Below are 16,307 nucleotides of genomic sequence, written 5' to 3'. Positions count from 1 at the left end.
AAATATGTGCGGCTTAGCCGGATTCATCGCTCTAGCGGGTTCGGCGACGCTAGAAGCCGACGGCGTGCGAATGGCGGATGCGATTGCTCATCGCGGGCCAGATGATTCTGGCGTGTGGAGCGACGCCGCGGCGGGCGTTTGTCTCGCGCATCGGCGCTTGTCCATCATCGACCGGTCTACGGCTGGTCATCAGCCTATGCGTTCGACCAGCGGTCGTTTCGTGCTCGTCTTCAATGGTGAAATTTATAATCATCTCGACATTCGAGACGAGCTGACAGCAGCCGGCGCCGGTCCCATTTGGCGGGGTCACTCGGATACCGAGACTTTGCTCGCCGCGTTCGAGCATTGGGGGGTGAAGGCCACGGTCAGTCGCGCCGTGGGCATGTTCGCAATCGCTCTTTGGGATCGACGCGAGCGTCGTCTGACATTGGTGCGGGATCGTCTCGGCGAGAAGCCGCTCTACCATGGCTGGGTGGGCCGCGGAGCGAATCGCACCTTGGTATTCGGTAGCGAGCTCAAGGCTCTGCGGGCCCATCCGGGGTTCGACAATGGCGTGAGCCGGGACGCGCTGGCTTTGTATATGCAACATTGCGCCGTACCGGCCCCCTATTCCATTTATCGGGATATCTTCAAATTGGCCCCGGGCCATATGTTGACCTTCGATCTGACCGGCTCGGCGGAGGCGACGCGCATTGAAACCTTCTGGCGCTTGAGCGATGTCGTTCGACAAGGGATGGCCGATCCCATTCGCAGCGAGGCGGAGGCTGTCGTTGCGTTGGAGGTTGCGCTATCGCGGTCGGTGTCGCTGCAGGCTGTCGCCGATGTGCCGGTCGGTGTGTTCTTGTCGGGCGGAGTGGATTCGTCGACGATCGCGGCGTTGATGCAGGCGCAGTCTGGGCGGCGGATCCAAACGTTTACGGTCGGCTTCGACGATGAGAGATTCGACGAGGCTCCCCATGCCCGCGCGGTCGCTCGGCATTTGGGCACAGATCATCATGAAACGCGCCTGACGCCTGCCGACGCGCTATCGGTGATTTCTTGCCTGCCGACGCTGTATGACGAGCCGTTTGCCGACAGTTCGCAAATTCCCAGCCATTTGATCTGTAGGGAGGCGCGGCTGCGTGTGACCGTCGCTATGTCTGGCGACGCCGGCGATGAGTTGTTCGGGGGCTACAATCGTTACTTTTGGAGCCGGCGCATCTGGCGCAGGGTGCGGTGGTTGTCGCCGGGCTTGCGTCGGCAATTGGCTACGGTCATTCACCTGTTGCCGACGTCCGTTTGGGACGGCGTCGGCGCTTCGCTGCCGGGCGGCATAGGCGTGTCGCGCCTCGGCGACAAAGCCTACAAGCTGGCGCATCGGCTGAAATCGGTGAACAGCGTGGACGATCTGTACCGCAGCCTGGTGACAGAGTGGCCGGCGAGCGTGGTTCGAGGCGCTGAGCGATTGCCAACCCTTTTAGACGATTCGGCCGCGGTGGAGGGTGTGTCGGAAGCCGAGCATCGGATGATGTTTTGGGACAGTCTCACCTATCTCCCGGATGACATTTTGACCAAGGTGGATCGTGCCGCAATGGGCATCGGCTTGGAGACACGCGCGCCATTCTTGGACCACCGCGTGGTCGAGCTCGCCTGGCGCTTGCCGCTACAGATGAAAATGCGCCAGGGCATGGGCAAGTGGGCGCTTCGGCAGGTCTTGTACAAATACGTGCCGCGCGAATTGATCGAGCGCCCCAAGACAGGGTTCGGCGTTCCGATCGGCGACTGGCTGCGAGGGCCGTTACGCGACTGGGCGGGAGCCCTGCTCGAAGAGTCACGGCTGATCGAAGAGGGATATTTGGAGCCGGCGCCGATCCGCGAGACTTGGAAACAGCATCTGAGCGGACGATATGATTGGACCGCCCGTTTGTGGTGCGTGTTGATGTTCGAGGCCTGGCTGAGGATCAATCGCTGATATGTGGGTTTATTGGGCGATGTTTTTATTGCCGGCGTCAGTCGCGCTGGCGTGCCGTGCGCCGGCCAGGACGACAGAGCCCTCCGGCGCGCGGCTGGCAGGCTCGAATTCCGCCTGGGTGTGGGTGTGGCTATCGATTACCTTGTTGATCGGTTTTCGTTACGCGGTGGGCGGTGACTGGGGAAGCTATGTCCTGCTTCTGGACGACATCCGTGGACAAGAGCTCGTCGACGTCCTGTTGCGAAAGGACCCCGGATACAAATTGCTCAATTGGGTGAGCGTGGAATTGGGTTGGGGAATTTATGGCGTCAATCTGACGTGCGGAGCACTTTTCGCGACTGGGCTCGTCGTGTTTTGCCGGCGTCAGCCAATGCCCTGGTTGGCGTTGACGGTCGCCGTTCCCTATCTGATGATCGTCGTTGCGATGGGATATTCTCGCCAAGGCGTCGGCGTGGGGCTGGCGATGCTCGGCTTGGTTGCGCTGAGCAAAGGGTCTGTTCGTGGTTTCGTCGCCTGGGTGCTGCTTGCGGCGACATTTCATGGCACAGCGGTTATTCTTTTGCCGATCTCGGCGTTAGCGGCTTCACAGAATCGATTCTGGACGGCTGTTTGGGTGACGGTGGTCGCCGCGGTTGCGTACAGCGTGCTGTTGGCGAAGGACGTCGAATCGCTCTATGCGAATTATGTCGACGCAGGATTGCAATCGGAAGGGGCGTTGGTGCGCTTGCTGATGAATGCGGCGCCGGCGGCCGTGTTGCTCATATTGCGGTCGCGATTCCGATTCGACGAGTCCGAGAAGCGCCTCTGGATGTTGTTCGCGATGATCTCGCTGGCGCTGTTGGGCGCCTTCTATGTCACCTCGGCTTCGACTGCATTGGATCGACTGGCGCTTTACATGATACCGCTGCAATTGGCGGTTTTTGCCAATGTTCCATATATATTCGAGAGGTCGGATAAGGAACAAGATGTTCTGAATTCTGACAATTATTATTTGCAGCAAAATTTTGAGATATCTCCAATCGGAAGCGCAAATGCCGTTTTTATAATCGCGATAGTGTTGCTATATTATGGCTCTATTCAGTTTGTATGGCTGAATTTTGGCGCAAATTCCATGTGGTGGTTGCCTTACCGCTTCTATCCCCTAGAGTTTTAATAGTATCGACAAGAACGAATTTTGCAGGCCCATGCCGTTCTCAGTATAGCCGTCGGGCCGCGATCCCGGCCTCTCGAGCGGCTGTCGTGCATGCCGCCAGACGCGGACCGGGGCCTTTACGAGTTGCTTTTGTCTCGACCGACGAAATCCCCAGCCTAGGATTGGGTTTTGAAAATAGCGCTCCTCGGCAACACCGGATGGTATTTATACAATTTCCGCCGATCGCTCGCTGTCGCGCTCCGTGATGCGGGGCATGATGTCGTGCTCCTATCTCCGCCTTGCGCTTATGGCGAGAAGTTGCAGGCGCTCGGGTTTCGCTGGCTACCGGTCCCGATGCGGCGTCCCAGCCTGAACCCTTTGCGCGAATTGGCGCTGCTGTTCCGGCTATGGCGAATGCTGCGACGAGAGCGACCCGATGTGGTGCATGGCTTCACCATCAAATGCGCCGTGTATGGGGCGCTGGTCGGACGACTCGTCGGCGCGGCGCGCATCAACGCCGTGGCGGGAATGGGGTATGTTTTTATCAGCGACTCGGCAAAGGCGCGTCTGTTGCGGCCAGCAGTGCGCGCCTTGATGCGCGCCGCGCTCGGCGGCCCCCGAGCTCGACTGATCCTTCAAAACGTGGATGACGTGCGCTTTTTCGAGCAAGCCGGGATCGTGCCGCTTCAGCAAATCCGACTGGTCCCTGGATCCGGGGTGGATTGCTTCCGCTTCGCGCCCCCTCTCGACGACCGAGGCGCGGAACAGCGTCCGACGCGCGTCGTGCTTGCGGCGCGACTCCTTTGGGACAAAGGCCTCGCCGAGTTCGTCGACGCGGCCCGCATCATCAAATCGCAAAACAGATCCGTGTGCTTCGTGCTCGCTGGCGCGCCCGATCCCGGCAATCCGGCGTCCGCGTCGGAACGGACAATACGGGCATGGCAGGCCGAAGGCTTGGTTCAATGGCTGGGGCATGTGAGCGACATGCCGGCCTTGCTGGCGGGCGCCGACATTGTCGTGCTTCCCAGCTACCGAGAGGGTCTGCCCAAATCCTTGATCGAAGCCGCGGCCTGCGCGAGGCCGTTGATCACCACCGACGTTCCCGGCTGCCGGGCAGTGGTGACACACGGGGTTGATGGTCTTTTGGTGCCAGCACGCGATGCGCGGGCTTTGGCCGGCGCCATCGCCTGCTTGCAGGATGATCCTGCGCTCGCACGTCGTCTCGGGCTGGCGGCTCGCGAGAAAGCGTTGGCCGAGTTCGACGAGCGCATCGTGATCGCGCGAACTCTCGCTGTGTATGGCGAAGTCGCAGAGCCGGCGATATGACGAGGACCATCAAATCGCTACAGGCGGGCCGAGCCATTGCCGCTATCGCGGTTGTTGCGCATCATTCGTGTATCGCAATCTCGGACTTTATCGGCGGCATGCCCGCGGTGCTCCAACGAATTCTCAATTACGGCTATCTCGGCGTCGATTTCTTTTTTGTTCTATCCGGCTTCATAATCTACTATAGCAATCGCGCCGTGGCTGACCGGCGAGGCTGGTCTGCGCGTTACGTAGCGAATCGCTTTACGCGCATTTTCATTCCTTACCTTCCAATCGGAATGAGCATGGCGTTCGCCTATACTCTGCGTCCGGACTCTGTCGGAGCTCAACGGGGATGGGCGTGGTTTCCCACTCTGACGCTATTCCCGGCGGGATCGCCTGCCTTATCCGTCGCCTGGACGCTGCAGCACGAAGTTTGTTTCTACGGAGTTTTTTGGTTGTTGCGTCGTGCCGGGCAATTATTGCCAGGAGCTCTCCTATGGGCGGCGTCGATTGTCGTGACGAACCTGTTTACGACGGCTCCCGTTATACCGTTGGATCTCATCAATCTCGAGTTTCTGTTCGGCATTTTCGCCGCTCGGTGCTTCTTAGACGATCGTATTCAAACGGGGCCCCCCTGGATAATGGCGGGTTTCATTGCGGTCATAATGTTCTTTCTTATCGGAGAGCGCAATACTTCAATCATATTTGGCTTTGGACTCGCCTGTCTCTTGGTCCCGCTCGTTCGAGCGGAGCGCGCGGGAAAGTTGGATGCCGGGCCGTTCCTTTTGTTGGGCGCGGCGTCCTATGCCATCTATCTCGTACATTGCCCGCTCATATCCTTGTCGATACGTTTGTCGGCAATGATCGGCGCGGGATGGCTGCCAACGCTCGTCGCGCTTCTGGTGGCGTCAACGGTTGCTGGCGTAGCCTATCATCTGTTGATCGAAGCGCCGGCAATACGGCTCGCGAGACGGCTCCTCTTCCTCAGTCGCGCACGTCCCGAGACTCCGGCGGCCCTGCATGTCGAGTGAACCGTTCAGTCGACGCGTGCTCGCCGCAGGCGGAATTCAAGCGGGTGAAATAGAGCTTTCAAATATGGAGAATAACTCATGCATAAAAGTTCGTTGCTGAGGATGGAGTGGTTCACGCAGACGTACCTGGCTAGGCAAGATCATAAAATAAGAGTTTTGGATGTCGGGAGTTGCGGCGTCAATGGAACCTATAGGGCGTATTTTCAGCATCCGAGATTCGATTACGTCGGCTTGGACATCGAGGCGGGCCCGAATGTCGATTTTGTTCCCCGGTCGCCATATTCCTGGAAGGAAATCGAAGATGATAGCTTCGACGTGGTGATATCGGGTCAAGCGCTCGAGCACATCGAATTTTTTTGGGTCACCATCGCCGAGATGACAAGAGTGCTGAAAAAGGACGGCATTTTGTGCATCATCGCGCCGAACGGCTTTTCTGAGCACAGATTCCCGGTCGATTGCTGGCGATTTTTCACGGATGGGATGATCGCTCTCGCGAGGTATGTGAATCTGCAAGTTCTGCATGCGCATACCAATAGCGCGCCGTCGAAAAGCGACAAGGACTGGTACAGCGCAAGCAATGCAGACGCGATGCTCGTGGCCAAAAAGCCCTATTCGGGCAAGCCGCTGCCTATCGATTTAGAGCACTATAGATGCAAGCCGGCGGACCAGGAAATACACAGACAGGGGATGATCCCCTATATGACGCACGGCGCTTCGAATAATATCGTTCACCGGCTGTATCGTAAAATCGGCCGCTCTATCGGCGCGATTTGACATGTCGCGCACCATCTTTGCGGTTTTCTTCGCCGCGATGGCGATCTGCGCGTTTCCGGTCCTCGGGGCTCAGCGGGCCGGCGCGCCGTTGGTCATCGTGGATCAGGGAAGAAGCGACGCGGTCATCGTCGTTTCGTCTCGGGCCGGCCGCTATGAACGGCAGGCCGCGGAGGACCTCGAAAAATATATAGAATTGATGACCGGAGTCGTTCTGCCGGTGGCTCGAACGCAGGAGGCGATCGACGGAGCGCTTTCCAGCGGGCGTCCTCTCATTCTCGTGGGCCAGGCGGCGCTGGCGGCTAGACCCGAGCTCGTGGACCGGCTGGCCGCGGTTCGCAAGAAGAACCCCTATTTTCGTGCTGACGCCGTGGTCCTCTGGCGCGACGGCGCGAGGGTCTATGTCGCCGGCGCCAATGACGAGAGTCACTATTTCGCCGCCGCGGAATTGCTGCGCGAATGGGGCGTGCGCTGGTTCATGCCAGGCGCGATCGGGGAATGCATTCCAGAAGAAAAGCGCCTCACGGTCGGGATGCTCGACGCAGTCTACGCGCCACCCTTCGAAATACGTAATTTTTGGGTCGCCTGGCTCGGCGAGAACGCTGGTCTCGAGGACTTTCAATTGCGTAATATGATGAATATCACGAGCAGCGTAAAAGTCGCCGGCCATGCGCTCGGAAAATATACGAAGGGGCTCGGAGTCGGTCCTTTCAGCGTCCCGCTCTCGGATCCCGATACTGCCGAATCGGTCGCTCGGGCGGTCGACCCTCTTTATACGAAGGGCGAGGATTTTTCTCTCGCGATGGAGGACGGGCTCTATGCGTCTTCATTTCCGCGCGACCATGAATTGATGGCGTTGCGCTGGGACAAGTATAGCCTACGCCCGTCTGTCACCGATGCGATGCTGGAGCTCTTGAACGGCGTTGCGCGGCGCGCGCGTGAAAAACATCCCGACAGCGGCTCGAAGATTCTCTTCCTCGCCTATTCGAACATGTTTCTGCCCCCGGCGCGTGACATGGCGCTGGAGCCTTCGCTTTTCGGGACTTTGGCGCCGATCGATATCGATCCGATTCATGCGATGGGCGATCCCCAGTCGCCGCCGAAGCAGGAATACAAGGCGATTCTCGAGAGATGGTCCAAGCTTCTGAATGGACGTCTCACTATCTATGATTACGACCAATCCATGCTCTTGTGGCGCGATCTGCCCAATCCGACACATCAGGCGTTTCAGCAGGACGTTAAAGTCTACCGCGACGCGGGCGTGCTGGGATTCACGACAGAAAGCCGCATGGCGCTGGCGACGACGATCACCAATCTTTATCTGCGGGGTCGATTGATGTGGAATCCCGACGAGAATGTCGACGCCCTGCTGGAGGATTTTTATGTGCGCTTTTTCGGTCCTGCGCAAAAGCCGATGCGGGATTACTGGCGCGCTATCTTCGATGCATGGAACAAGACAATCGTTACCGAACACGAGTATTTCATTGTGCCGGCAATTTATACGTCGGAACTCGTCGATCGCCTCGGCGTCCTTCTGCTCGAGGCGGAGAGAACCGTCGATAATTTGCGCGCCCCTGGACGACCTCTGTCACGCAATGAAGCCGCATATCTGGATCGGCTACATTTCGTGCGACTGGCTTATGAAACGCTCAAATCCTATGTCGCGATGGTCCGGGCCGCGGCGACGGACGTCGATTACCAAAGGGCGGTCGTCGCAGGTGAAGCTGGATTACGAGCGCGAAACGCTCTCACCGAGATGAATAAGTCATTCACGACCACGCCGCTCGAAAAAGGCTATGCGTTCTGGTCCGGCGAGGTTCAGCAATATCGCGCGCTCGATGCGCTCGTGAATGGCGAAAAAGGTCGATTGATCGTCAAGCTACCGCTCGAGTGGAGCTTTCATCGTGACCGCGACGGGAAGGGGAGGGCGATGGGCCTGCTCGACGGCCCACCTGATTTGACATACTGGCGCGCGCATACAGGCGACTATGATCTCGACCGCCGCAAGGATTATCCCGCGGACGAGTGGGAGATGCTTCGCACCGATCTCTATGCTCAAGCTCAGGGCGTTCGTGCGCCGGATCGGCAGGGCTTTACCGGCGATATCTGGTATCGCACGGATGTCGATGTGTCGGCAGACCAGCTCGCCGCTCGGCCTCATATTCATTTTCCCGGCCTTTTCGGCGAGTGCGATCTCTTCGTCAACGGGAGGGAAACCGCGAGGCGGACGCAAAACATTCTATGGTGGCTGAATGACGCTCGCTTCGAATGGGACGCGCCGCTGAGTGACACGCTCATTACTGGAACGAATGCGATCGCTCTTCGCTGTCGAGTTCCTCACCATATGGGCGGAATGTTTCGGCGGCCATTCATTTATGCGCCAGTGGATGCGCGGACGCAGTGAGGCGGCGTTCTGAGTGACCTGATCGAAATACGTACGCGGTATTTTCTTTCTTTCGCCGAAGCGCTTGCGCTCCTACGTCTTCGGCTTAGCTTGCCTCGATCTTCCCGCTGCGTTACAAACTCGATGCTTTCAACGCGTCCAATCGCATGCCGTTGCGATGCTTTCTTTATCGGCCAACGCATTCGAAGGGAGAATTCATATGACAATCTTACCGAAAATGTTTTCTGTCGTGGCGATCATGTTGAGCGCCGATGTGGCCTTGGCGGCGCCTATCGCTATCGTGAACGAATCGGCTGGCCAAGCGTCCGTTCAGACAGCCGAGGGAATCATTTCCGCCAGTCCTGGAACGCAGCTGTCGGAAGGCGATCGGCTCGCTGTCGGCGAAGGGTCTGTCAAAGTGTCTTATTTGCGCGGCAAGTGCAAAGGAGCGCGAGAAATCGGCCCTCGCACGATCGCCGTAATTTCGGCCTCCGAGGAACTGTGCTCGAAGCGGATCGAAGGAGCGAAGGCGCAGTCCACCGATACGAACCTACCTGACTATGTGGCCCCGGCTTTGGTTCTGGCGATCGGCGGCGGCATCGCCGGCGCCTTGGCGGCCACGAATAATGTTGGCAGCGCCTCCGTGCCTCCGTTGATTAGCCCGTAAAGACTCGGCGCGCCCTCCTCGAGGGCGTGTTTTTTCGACGTCCGGGGCATAATCAGAGAATCTGATGACGAACAGCGCGTTACCCAAATCGGGCGGCGAATGGTGGGCCGTGTCCGTCTTCGTCATTGCGCTCACTTTGGGCGGCGCGACGACACAAGGCCATTGGTCTGACGCGATCGTGCAGCTGGCCGGTTTGACGCTCATCCTCGTTGTCGCGCTCCAGGCGACACGTTCTGGTTCTTCGGCATCGTCGCTGGGCCCCATTTTGCTTGGGGTCCTCGCGGTTGCGGCGCCATTGACGCAACTCTTTCCTCTATCGCCGCGTGTCTGGTCCTCTCTGGCAGGACGATCGCAAATATACGACGGCTTCATTCAGGCCGAGATCGACCCGCCATGGCTCGCGCTCAGTCTCGAACCCGAGACGACCTTGCGGAGCTGTCTTTCGCTCGTTCCACCGATCGCAATTTTCTGGTCGGCGGCGCTATTGGGGCCGCGCGTGCGTCGCTCGATGAGCTTCATCGTCCTGGTTGTCGCGATTCTGAGCATTTTTCTCGGGGTCGCGCAGCTAGCCGGTGGGCCCAATTCGACGTTGCGCTTTTATTCGATGACCAATGCGAGCGCCGCTGTCGGCTTTTTCGCCAACCGCAATCACTATAGCGCCTTGTTGTATTGCGCGGCGGCGCTCCTCGGCGCGTGGACCCTCGGGGCGGCTCGCAAAAAGGATCAAAGAATTTCGGTCGCGATCGTGCTCTGTCTTTTGCTTTACGTCATGCTAATTTGCGGCGTCGTTTCCGCCGCTTCTCGAGCGGGATTGTTGCTTACGATCTCGGCGGGGCTCGGGTTTGCGGCAATGTCATTGCGCGAGGTCGAGCGATGGGATTGGCCGTCCTCGGCTCACGTCAGCGCGTTTCTACATTTTCTCGGCAAGCTGTCGCTGGTCGTGGTCGTTCCCGCGGTTCTGGCTGCGGCCCTTTGGAGCGATGAAATTTTTCGGATGATCGACAGGTTTGCTTCACATGAACCACGAATCGAAATTTACCGGACGACCTGGCGGGCAGCGAGCTCGTTTATGCCGTTCGGAGCCGGGTTCGGTACGTTTGCATCGATCTATCAGATGTTCGAAACGCCGCGGCAAATTACGCCGGAATTTATCAACCGCGCTCACAATGATTGGTTGGAGTTGTGGTTGGAAGGCGGCGTCGTGAGCATGGCGGTCGTCGGCGCATTTTTCGTGTGGTTCTTCGCCGCCAGCTCGCAGGTCTGGCGCGACAGCGAGGAAAGCGCTTGCGATTTCGATCGCCGATTGGCGCGCGGATCGACGATGGTCATCATATTGCTGGCGCTCCATTCCATGGTGGATTACCCGCTACGAACAACCGCGCTGTCCTGCGTATTCGCGCTTGCGTGCGGCAATCTGATCGGCGCTCGTAAAATCCAGAACAGTCGCGAAAAGGCTATGGCTTTCGACGGCGGCAGGCGAATTACGCGCTCGATGCGAGAGACGATTCCCAAATCTGCTTGCTCATTCAGCAACGAAAAGACCGGAGTCTCAGGGTAGTCGACACCGGTGGCGCATGACGCGTCGACGATAGGCTCTGGCTCGAACCTCGTGGACGCTTTTTCAAAGCGATCTCTACTCGATCGGATCGTTCGAGCTTGTTTCCGGCAATCTGCTGGGACTAAAAAAGGTTTGCGATCGTGACAATCGATCTGCTGACGAGGCTCATTGTGCGGAGTCCTTTCCTCAGTGTGAGATCGGCGCTGGTCGTCGGCTCGATCGTGGGTGCGGTCGGCGTGGCCGGATATTCGATGCTCGCAGCGAGAACGCATGTCGCAGTCGTCGAGGGGAAGAAGAAGGACAAGCCTCACCTTCTCGACGAACCATCGACAAGCGCCTTTGCGCCCAGCGAGTTTCGCGCCTATCTCGATTGGCGCGATTGGCGGATGGGCGTCGTTTTGGAATGGGAGCCGACGTCGGACGAGGTGAGGATATATCGCATTCCCGCCGGAAGATCGAAATACGTCCAAACGGATGGTCGATCGGGCCGATTGTTCGACGCGGACATCGTCCCCGGGCGTATCCATTGGTATGTGGCCTGTGTTCAGGTTCAAGGCCAGGAATATTGTGCGGATCCGATCGCCTTCGACGTCCCTGCAGGAATCTGACTCAATGGAACGGGGATGAAAAGCGTGTGACGAGATGGTTCGGCCGCTCCGGGACATAAATTCTTCGCCGACTTCCCGTGTTTCGCCGCCCGAGCGGTCGAGATCGCCGATCCGCAGATCTGCCTTGTACGAGGCCGTCGTCATGGCCTGTCTTCTTATTTTCGGCGATCCCGCTTTCGCGTCGTCGCACAATGAAGTGACTGATTGGGCGGAGTTCTTTGGGCCCCATCCTCTGGATCGCGGGGGAGACATACCGAGCTACATGAACGCTGTCGCCGCCGCCAACAAATCTGGGTCTCTCGTCGTAATCGAAGGGACTTGCGCTTCCGCTTGCACAATCAAATTGGGCGCAAAATACCGGTGCGTGAGGCCAAATGCGATCCTTTGGTTCCACGCCGCTGTCGAAGGTTCGATCATCTCGACCATGGGCAATAGCCTGCTGCTGGACACTTATCCTCCGCGCGTGCGGGAGGAAGTTCTTCGGCGCCACATGCTCGACGAGCTCGCTTTGAATCCAGAGCATACTCTAACCGGGGATGAATTGATCGGCTTGGGCGAGCGGGCCTGTCGATGAGCGCAGAGCGACCGACACGCTGGAACCCCATCCGGCGCGATCGACGGACACGTCGCCCGAACGTCGGCGATGCGAGGTCGCGGTCCGTCGCCAATCGTCTGTCGAAAAATTGACATGCGGATCTGATCCACCTTGATCGAAGTCCGCTTCAACGCCAACAATACAGATTGCCTGCATCGGTCATCCGCATTAGCTGTCATCGACTGTCCGGCATAGCGATTGAAATAAGCGCGAATATCTCTTGTGATTACGCAATCATACGTAAGGCGCATTCGACAAGGCCGCATCGTCCTCAAAGGGATGTCGCCGCAAGGCAGGAGCTCGATCGGGTGTCCGAAGAAGACATACGTCTCGGCGTGGAATTCGAAGCTGTCGTGGGTCGTCGTCCGACCCCGCGGAAGTCCCACAGCATCGACGATGAACCAGCCCAGCTCGCCTTGGAAAAGGAAGGGCTTCGGAGGCTGATTTTCGAACCGCAAGACCAAAGGTCCGAGCGAGCGTCTCTCGGCAAGGATCAGCGCGGGTCTGAGATCCGACGCGCCGATGAACATTATACGAACGTTGGACGGGGCTCGATCCGGGTCAAATCACGGCCTGACCGAAAAGAAAGTGTCGCCCCCGCGCGACCAGAAGCGAAGCGGAGCGCCATTTCGGGCGTACGATCCGACGACCCTCGCAGGTTGCGCATTTCGACCTATGTCGGGGCGGCGATCGTGTCTGTAGCGATGGGTTTCGGCGTCAGGCTCGCATCGCATGGCGACGCTATCGGCGGGCTCACGGATCGGAGCGACGTGGAAACGATGCCGGTGGCGAAACCAACTGCCGCCGAATTGGCCGTAAAGTCTGCGCAAGGAGATAAGCAATCGCCCGTCGAAGCGCCGGAGATAGTCGCCGACGCTTCGAGGCAACCGGCGAGTGATCCATCGTCGGAAAGTGCGGCGGAGAGCGCTATATTCGCACCTGTGGCTCCTACGCCGGAATCGGGGTCTCTCCAAGGCGCCGCTCTCGTAAAGTCGCAGGGAACCTTGTGGCCGAGCGGCTTTTCTTTCGTTGACAAGCAAGCACAGCAGGTCAGAGGCTCGCTAAGCCCTTCGGCGCGACCACAAGTCAATTCGGCTGCCGTCGAAACCGAAGTGAATCCGCGGCCCGAACCTGACGTGACCGGGCGTGGCAAAGGGTCGAATGGATCGGCGCAGTCCAAAAAGGGTCCACCGCCGCATTCGCGCGCCGCCGCTCCGATTTCGTCCACGCATTCGTCGAAGACGACGGCCACAGAGAATTCAACCGAGGCCGAGCGGGAACAAGCGGTCGATCGCCGAGCGGAAGAGGCGGAGCCGCGAATCGCCGCTACGCCGAGCGAATTCGAACGCCAGTCTTTGCAGGGCGCGTTGGAGTCGCTCGCCGGAATGCTTCGGCATCAGGGACAGCCAGTGGACAGTCCGCAGTGACATGACGCACGCTGACGCGGCGGGCGGGTTCGAGGCATTCTTCGGAGGCTTTCGCCGCGCCGGCGAGAAAAAGCCAGCAAACGAGAATCAGCGTGATCCATATGGACATGATCGGATCATCGAGAATCGAAATCATCGCCGCATAAGCGGCTACCGAAGTGGCTGCGAGAGGTCCTCGCGTATCGATTCGTGAACGTACGAAACGCCCTTCGAGGAACTTGTCGGTGAGCGACATGAGCTTTTTCCGGCGACGACCTTGGTGGAACGTCGAACGGGCGCGTCGGTTGCACAGTAAGCGCCGTTTTTGCGCCATAGATTTTTCGGGTTCGGAAGGATTTTCGGATGTGAGATTCTTCTGAGGGACAGCCATGTCTCTGGAAGGATCCGAAGATGAGCGAGAATGCGACGATCGATTTTGGCGCAGGATTTGTCGGACGTGTGGATTTTCGTCGTTCACGTTCGGGCAATCGGCTGTGGTCGAAGGAGCTGAAGGGCCGGATCGTACGAGAGAGCCTCGCGCCTGGAGCGCGCGTCGCCGATGTCGCCCGCAAATATCGGATATGCGCGCAGCAATTGACGCAATGGCGCCGCCATGCGCGCACCGGGCGGCTCGCGCTCGTGACCGACGGTCCCGCGGAGTTCGTAGAGATCGAGCTCGAGCAGACGTCCGTTCGTAATGAGAGCGATGCGAAGATCGAGATCGTCGTCGGCAAGGTCGTGCTACGATTGGAGCAGGACACCGCGTCGACGCGCATCGCCGAGATCATGACGGCGCTGGAGCGCGGCGCGTGATCATTCCGTCGCAAGGGTTGCGGATCGTGCTCGCCGTGCGCCCCGTCGATTTTCGCTGCGGGCATGATGCGCTGGCCGCTCTGGTGCAAAACAAGCTCGGACTCGATCCGCATTCCGGCCTCATCGTCGTGTTCCGCTCGAAGCGAAAGGATCGCTTGAAGATTTTGTTGTGGGACGGAACCGGACTCGTGTTGATCTACAAGCGTCTCGGCGATAACGGTTTTTCTTGGCCGCAGGTCAGCGACGGCGTCCTGCAATTGAGCCGGGTGCAGTTCGAAGCTCTATTCGACGGGCTCAACTGGAAGCGCGTCGGCGAGCAGATCGTGGCGACGCCAACCGCGGCGAACTGATCGCAACTTCGGCTTCATTCGGCGCATTGCTTGCGATAGATTCGCCGACATGACGCCGAGCTTCGATCCCGCCAGACTTGCAGAGCTGCCTGCCGATCTGCGCGCCGAACTACGCGCAATGTTCGAAGCGCAGCGCGCCATGCTCGAAGCTGAACGCATCCGCGCCGATTATGAGCTCGCCGCGCGCCTTCACATCGAGAGCGAGCTTGCGGCGTCGAAGGAGACGGTCGAACGTCTGCAATTGCTCGTCAAGGAATATGAACGCGCACGCTTCGGCAAGCGTTCGGAGAAGCTCGATCCCGATCAGTTGCAGCTCGTTCTGGAAGATATCGAGATCGCCATCGCCGAAGTCCAGGAGCGGGAGGACGATCGCGCGCGCCGCTCGGGACGCCCGGCGACGAGCGCGCGCGCCGGCCGCGCCGCGCGCGCCTTTCCTGCCCATCTGCCGCGCGTCGAGCGCGTGATCGAGCCAGAGAGCCTCGCCTGTCCCTGCGGCTGCGGCTTGATGGTTCGGATCGGCGAGGACCGCTCCAGCCGTCTCGACGTGACGCCGGCGCAATATCGCGTCATCGAGACCGTGCGGCCCCGCTACGCCTGTCCGAAAGGATGCGCGGGCGTCGCCCAGGCGCCGGCTCCCGCGCATCTGATCGAGGGCGGCGTTCCCACCGAGGCGCTGCTGGCGCAAGTGGCGGTCGCCAAGTTCAGCGAGCACATGCCGCTCTACCGTCAATCGCAGGTCTTCGCGCGCCATGGGATCATGCTCGACCGCGCCGTTCTGGCCGATTGGATGGGAACGACGGCCTTCCACCTCGCGCCGATCGTCGAGCGCATGAGCGTGCTGATGAAGCTGTCCGGCCGTCTATTCATGGACGAGACTCGGGCGCCGGTTCTCGATCCCGGCCGCGGCCGGACGAAGACGGGTTATCTCTGGGCCGTTCTGCGCGACGACCGCGGGCACGGCGGCGCCGATCCGCCGATCGTGGTCTATCATTACGCGCCGGGGCGCAGCGGCGAGCACGCCGAGCGGATGCTCGAAGGATTCGACGGCGTTCTCCAGGTCGACGGCTATGGCGGCTATCATCGTCTGGCGCGCCCCGAACGCAAAGGCGGCGCGCCGTTGCAGCTCGCCTGGTGCTGGAGCCACGGCAGGCGCGAGATCATCGCCGCCACGCCGAAGGCGGGCTCGCCCATCGCCGAAGCGATCCTGGCGCGCATCGCCGCGCTCTATGCAATCGAGGCGGAGATCAGGGGCAAAGAAGCGCCGATCCGGCAGAGCGTTCGCGCCGAGCGCTCGCGGCCTCTCGTCGCAGAGCTCGAAGATTTTTTGCGCGCCCAGGCCGCGCGCCTCTCCGGCCGCAGCGACATGGGCAAGGCCGTCGCCTATCTTCTGAATCATTGGGCCGGGCTGACCCTGTTCCTCGACGATGGCCGCGTCGAGATGGACACCAACCTCGTCGAAAATCAGATTCGGCCGCTGACTCTCACGCGCAAGAACGCGTTGTTCGCGGGGCACGACGAAGGGGGACGTTCCTGGTCACGTTTCGCTTCGCTCATTGCGACATGCAAGTTGAACAGCGTCGATCCCTATGCCTGGATGAAGGCGACGCTCGAGGCGATCGCCGACGGTCACCCGCAGTCGCGCATCGACGAGCTGATGCCCTGGGCCTTCAAATCTTCGCCGCCGGCGCCGGCCGCCTGATCGCTCGCCAGCGTGCCGACCAATCGCTGGCAAAG

14 protein-coding genes are annotated in these 16,307 nt (G+C 59.7%); 13 read left to right on the top strand and 1 reads right to left on the bottom strand.

What is annotated here, in order from left to right:
• The first annotated feature begins 4 nt into the window (after positions 1 to 4).
• The 10 genes from asnB (at position 5) to VIF40_RS04285 (ending at position 11,983) form a co-directional block, all read left to right on the top strand.
• Positions 5 to 1,951, top strand: coding sequence for an asparagine synthase (glutamine-hydrolyzing) (asnB, locus tag VIF40_RS04330; RefSeq protein ID WP_331936294.1), 1,947 nt, complete (start codon positions 5 to 7; stop codon positions 1,949 to 1,951).
• 1 nt (position 1,952) lies between these two features.
• The gene (locus VIF40_RS04325) at positions 1,953 to 3,104 is read left to right on the top strand and encodes an EpsG family protein (protein WP_331936293.1); all 1,152 of its coding nucleotides are present in this window, start codon (positions 1,953 to 1,955) and stop codon (positions 3,102 to 3,104) included.
• A 168-nt stretch (positions 3,105 to 3,272) separates the two neighbouring features.
• Positions 3,273 to 4,409 carry a glycosyltransferase family 4 protein gene (locus tag VIF40_RS04320; RefSeq protein WP_331936292.1) on the top strand — a complete coding sequence of 379 codons (1,137 nt, stop codon included), beginning with the start codon at positions 3,273 to 3,275 and terminating at the stop codon, positions 4,407 to 4,409.
• Positions 4,406 to 5,422, top strand: a complete 1,017-nt coding sequence (locus VIF40_RS04315) for an acyltransferase (protein ID WP_331936291.1) — start codon at positions 4,406 to 4,408, stop codon at positions 5,420 to 5,422. Before VIF40_RS04320 ends, VIF40_RS04315 begins: the two co-directional genes overlap by 4 nt.
• 78 nt (positions 5,423 to 5,500) lie before the next feature.
• The gene (locus tag VIF40_RS04310; RefSeq protein WP_331936290.1) at positions 5,501 to 6,196 is read left to right on the top strand and encodes a class I SAM-dependent methyltransferase; all 696 of its coding nucleotides are present in this window, start codon (positions 5,501 to 5,503) and stop codon (positions 6,194 to 6,196) included.
• 277 nt (positions 6,197 to 6,473) lie between these two features.
• Positions 6,474 to 8,597 carry a DUF4838 domain-containing protein gene (locus tag VIF40_RS04305; protein ID WP_331936289.1) on the top strand — a complete coding sequence of 708 codons (2,124 nt, stop codon included), beginning with the start codon at positions 6,474 to 6,476 and terminating at the stop codon, positions 8,595 to 8,597.
• A 199-nt stretch (positions 8,598 to 8,796) separates the two neighbouring features.
• Positions 8,797 to 9,243: a hypothetical protein gene (locus tag VIF40_RS04300; RefSeq protein WP_331936288.1), complete on the top strand. Its 447-nt coding sequence runs from the start codon at positions 8,797 to 8,799 to the stop codon at positions 9,241 to 9,243.
• A 64-nt stretch (positions 9,244 to 9,307) separates the two neighbouring features.
• The gene (locus VIF40_RS04295) at positions 9,308 to 10,801 is read left to right on the top strand and encodes an O-antigen ligase family protein (RefSeq protein WP_331936287.1); all 1,494 of its coding nucleotides are present in this window, start codon (positions 9,308 to 9,310) and stop codon (positions 10,799 to 10,801) included.
• 251 nt (positions 10,802 to 11,052) lie between these two features.
• Positions 11,053 to 11,409 (top strand): hypothetical protein, encoded by a 357-nt coding sequence (locus VIF40_RS04290; protein ID WP_331936286.1) that lies wholly within the window; start codon positions 11,053 to 11,055, stop codon positions 11,407 to 11,409.
• 142 nt (positions 11,410 to 11,551) lie between these two features.
• On the top strand, positions 11,552 to 11,983 hold the full coding sequence (locus VIF40_RS04285; protein ID WP_331936285.1) for a hypothetical protein: 432 nt from the start codon (positions 11,552 to 11,554) through the stop codon (positions 11,981 to 11,983).
• Between the two features lie 1,347 nt (positions 11,984 to 13,330).
• Here the strand turns inward: VIF40_RS04285 and VIF40_RS04280 are convergent.
• Positions 13,331 to 13,666, bottom strand: coding sequence for a hypothetical protein (locus VIF40_RS04280; protein ID WP_331936284.1), 336 nt, complete (start codon positions 13,664 to 13,666; stop codon positions 13,331 to 13,333).
• A 155-nt stretch (positions 13,667 to 13,821) separates the two neighbouring features.
• On the opposite strand from VIF40_RS04280, the gene VIF40_RS04275 reads away from it, so the two are divergent.
• The 3 genes from VIF40_RS04275 to tnpC all read left to right on the top strand — a co-directional run bounded on the left by VIF40_RS04275 (position 13,822) and on the right by tnpC (position 16,272).
• On the top strand, positions 13,822 to 14,223 hold the full coding sequence (locus VIF40_RS04275; protein WP_331936283.1) for a transposase: 402 nt from the start codon (positions 13,822 to 13,824) through the stop codon (positions 14,221 to 14,223).
• Positions 14,220 to 14,573: an IS66 family insertion sequence element accessory protein TnpB gene (tnpB, locus tag VIF40_RS04270; RefSeq protein ID WP_331936282.1), complete on the top strand. Its 354-nt coding sequence runs from the start codon at positions 14,220 to 14,222 to the stop codon at positions 14,571 to 14,573. The genes VIF40_RS04275 and tnpB overlap by 4 nt, the downstream gene beginning before the upstream one ends.
• A gap of 139 nt (positions 14,574 to 14,712) precedes the next feature.
• The gene (gene tnpC / locus VIF40_RS04265; protein ID WP_414684758.1) at positions 14,713 to 16,272 is read left to right on the top strand and encodes an IS66 family transposase; all 1,560 of its coding nucleotides are present in this window, start codon (positions 14,713 to 14,715) and stop codon (positions 16,270 to 16,272) included.
• Positions 16,273 to 16,307: the final 35 nt, after the last annotated feature.

This window comes from Methylosinus sp. (genome assembly GCF_036560965.1).
GTDB lineage: Bacteria > Pseudomonadota > Alphaproteobacteria > Rhizobiales > Beijerinckiaceae > Methylosinus.
Note: the sequence above shows the minus strand (reverse complement) of the source record. Positions and strands in the feature narration are given on the sequence as shown.